The 3,185-nt window shown below is 41.1% G+C and carries 3 protein-coding genes; 1 reads left to right on the top strand and 2 read right to left on the bottom strand.

Translation table 11 applies throughout. The features are described 5' to 3' along the window. The coding region (locus RQ763_RS10990) for a phosphoesterase (protein ID WP_314153011.1) at nt 1–900 on the top strand (900 nt) is incomplete at its 5' end. 211 nt (nt 901–1,111) lie between these two features. On the opposite strand, the gene RQ763_RS10985 is transcribed toward RQ763_RS10990, so the two are convergent. Beyond that, nucleotides 1,112–2,503, bottom strand: coding sequence for an N-acetylmuramoyl-L-alanine amidase (locus RQ763_RS10985; protein WP_314153010.1), 1,392 nt, complete (start codon nt 2,501–2,503; stop codon nt 1,112–1,114). A gap of 7 nt (nt 2,504–2,510) precedes the next feature. Continuing rightward, nucleotides 2,511–3,185 (bottom strand): nitronate monooxygenase family protein (locus RQ763_RS10980; protein WP_314153009.1); only part of this gene is annotated, 675 nt, incomplete at its 5' end.

Below are 3,185 nucleotides of genomic sequence, written 5' to 3'. Positions count from 1 at the left end.
ATACTTATTACCGATCTTAATTTAAACGCCGATGAAGCAAAGTGGCTTAACAGTGAAGTTGAAAAAATAAACGAAAAAAACAAAAAGGTGACGTTAACTCTTCTTGACCACCATGGAAGCGGAGAAGAGAGCGCTAAAAAATATGATTGGTACTATTTAGATACTTTAAGATGCGCTACAAAAATAACTTACGACTATGCAAAAGAGCACTTTGAGCTTAATGAGCCTGAATGGATGGAGAAGTTTGTAAATATTGTCAATGCCGTTGATTTGTGGAAGATGGAGGAGAGGGAGAACTTTGAGTACGGGAAGGTCTGCATGCGCCTTGTCTCAGAGATGAGAGAGCTTAACAAAGTGATGTTTGCCCAAGCGGACAACAACTACAAACTCTCTTTGCTTCTTGAAGCCGTAAAGTATATCGATAAGGAGAATGCTCCTATAGTGCTAGATGAGAATATTCACAAGATAAAGAAAGATTTTTTCAAAAAAGATCACGATAACACGCTCGATAATCTTGCAACAGAGTATATAGTTGAACTTCTGGGCAAAGCCAGAGATGAGAAGACCATCTACTATAAAGGCTACAGAGGATACTTAAGCTACGGAGTCGGGAATACCTCCATCATAGGAAACGGCTTTTTGCTGACATACCCGGAGTATGACTTTATAGTTGACGTAAGCTACAGAGGCACACTTAGCATAAGAGCAAATAATGGGGTAAATGTCGCGCTTATCTCAAAAGAGTGGACAGGCGGCGGCGGACATCCAAATGCAGCCGGTGGACGCATTATTGGCTTTAAAGAGCAGTACAGATACGACAAGGTAAAAGCTCAGATTGAGAAGATTATCAACGAAAAAGAGTCTGTAGCCGGTGAGCTTGAGTACAAAAAAGAGCTTTAACTACTGATGTTACGCATTAAAACGAACGCGTCCATTTTAATGGCAGGGACTAAAGTCCCTACAACCCCTTGCCATGGGGTATGCCATTGGTTAGCATACCTAAAAGCTACGAAAACAAGCTAATGCGGTTTTCACGAAGTGAAAATGTTTCTTTAGTAAAAACAAGTTTTTCGAGAACTACAAAGTACATAAGGTCAGTTAATCGAAAGGCTCAATTGTTGGCGAAGTATCTCTCGATACCGTCAGCCAAACCAAGGGCCATTGTATTTAAATAGTTCTTGTCAACAAGTCGTTTAGCCTCCATGGGGTTAGAGATAAACCCAACCTCGACCAAAACAGAGGGCATTTGAGCACCTACCAAAACCCAAAAAGGTCCCTCTCTTACTCCGCCGTCTTTTACCCCGCTGTATTTTTTATTTAGTTCGCCGAGCATTCCCCTCTGCAGGTCTATCGCCAGCTTATTTGATGCTACCGTATTGTGATGGTTTAAAAAGTTCAAGTAACTATCTTTTCCATACATATTCATGTCGCTCATGTCTGCAGAATTCTCTTTTGCAGCAACCCTCTTAGCTCTATCAGAGCGCGAAGGGGAGAGAAAATAGCACTCTACTCCATGCACTTCTTTTGCATGTTTGCCGTCAATGGCATTAGCATGGATGCTTACAAAAATATTTGCCCTTTTTTTATTGGCATATTTTGTTCGCTCGCTTAATTTTACAAACTTATCGCTCTCTCTTGTCATGTAGACTTTGTAGCCGCGAGATTTTAAAATCTTCTGAACCTCTTTTGCAACATTTAGGGCAACAACCTTTTCTCTATATCTTCTGTACCCAACAGCTCCAGGGTCTTTGCCCCCATGCCCTGGATCTATAACAATGACCTTTCCCTTATCTCTTTTTATCGGCACCACTTTTTCAAGGGTCGGTACAACCTTGCTAGATGCGGTTTCAAGCTTAACTTCCAATGTTTTGGCATCAACCGTATAACTAACCTCTACCTTTGCGCTATGAGTTACAACCAACCTCAGAGTCTTGGGATCAAACTGGGCTATTTTAATTCTGTCTATATTGTTGTTGTTAATATTTTGTGAGCTGGTAAGCATGGCTGTTTTGATATCAAAGACATATCTATATCTGCCTTTTGTCATATCATGAAGCGTAAAGTACTCGATTTGAGAGGGTGTAAGTTGTTTGTCAAACTCCAGAAGCAGCACATCTTCTCTCCAGTTGATAGATTTCAGTCTATGCAGAGGAACGAGATGAACATCTTCAATATGCTCACTCTTTGTCATCTCTTTTGGTTCTGGTTTATTGTAGCCACTCTTTTGCAAAGTCGCTTGAAGCTCTTTTGAGTATTTTGAGACATCAATGCTAAGCCTCTCTCCGCTCTTAACTATCCCCTTTAGAGCCTCAAACTTTAAAAAGTTATCATTCTCAACCATGGAGCGAAGGTATAAACTTTTGTAGTCGTCGTAAGCGCGAAAAGTATCGCTTGTAGAGCTGCTCTTCATATAGCTATTTGCTCTTTTTAAAAGCTCACTACTAGTAGCAGAAGCCTCTAGAGAGATAAAAAATAAAAAAGAGAGTAGAAAAAGCTTAAACATTACCCTTCTATTCACCGTTAACTAATTTATCCATTAACTCTTTTACGGAGATTATTTTATCTAACCTGTATCCGTTGGTGCCCGAGAAGAAAAGCCCCGTCTCAAGATTTCCGTTATAAGCATCACTAAGTCTGTCGGCGATACAGTAACCGACCTCTTTTGCCTCTTCACCGCGATTACATGGAGCAACACAGTTTGAGATACATTTTATGGCAGGTCCCTCTCTCTTCTCCACAAGCTCAGTAAGGTTCGTTCTAACACCTTGAGCCGGATAACCTACGGGCGAAGAGAAGAGTTGAATATCCTCTTTTTTTGCATTTAAGAGAACTTTTTTAAAGTTTTCATGTGCATCGCACTCATGAGTTCCAATAAAGCGCGTTCCCATCTGAACACCACGTGCGCCAAGAGAGAGCATCTCTTCTATATCGTTTTTGTCCCAAATACCGCCGGCTGCAATTACCGGGATATCTCCCCAAAGAGCAGCCTCTTCAACAACTGGTCTAACCAAATTTTCAAGCTGATTCTCCGGCATTTTGCACTGCTCATACGTAAAGCCTTGGTGCCCGCCGCTTTTTGGACCCTCAAGCACAACAGCGTCTGGAAGTCTGTTATATCTTTTCTGCCATCTTTTACAGATGATTTTTAAAGCTTTTGCAGATGAAACAATAGGAACAAGCGCAAC

This window comes from Sulfurimonas sp., from assembly GCF_032250635.1.
Classification (GTDB): Bacteria; Campylobacterota; Campylobacteria; order Campylobacterales; family Sulfurimonadaceae; genus Sulfurimonas.
The sequence above is the reverse complement of the archived record's forward strand: the minus strand, read 5'-3'. Positions and strand labels throughout refer to the sequence as shown.

Excerpts from the sequence above, each read along its gene's own strand:
- RQ763_RS10985 (WP_314153010.1), bottom strand. The coding sequence starts at position 2,503 with ATGTTTAAGCTTTTTCTACTCTCTTTTTTATTTTTTATCTCTCTAGAG.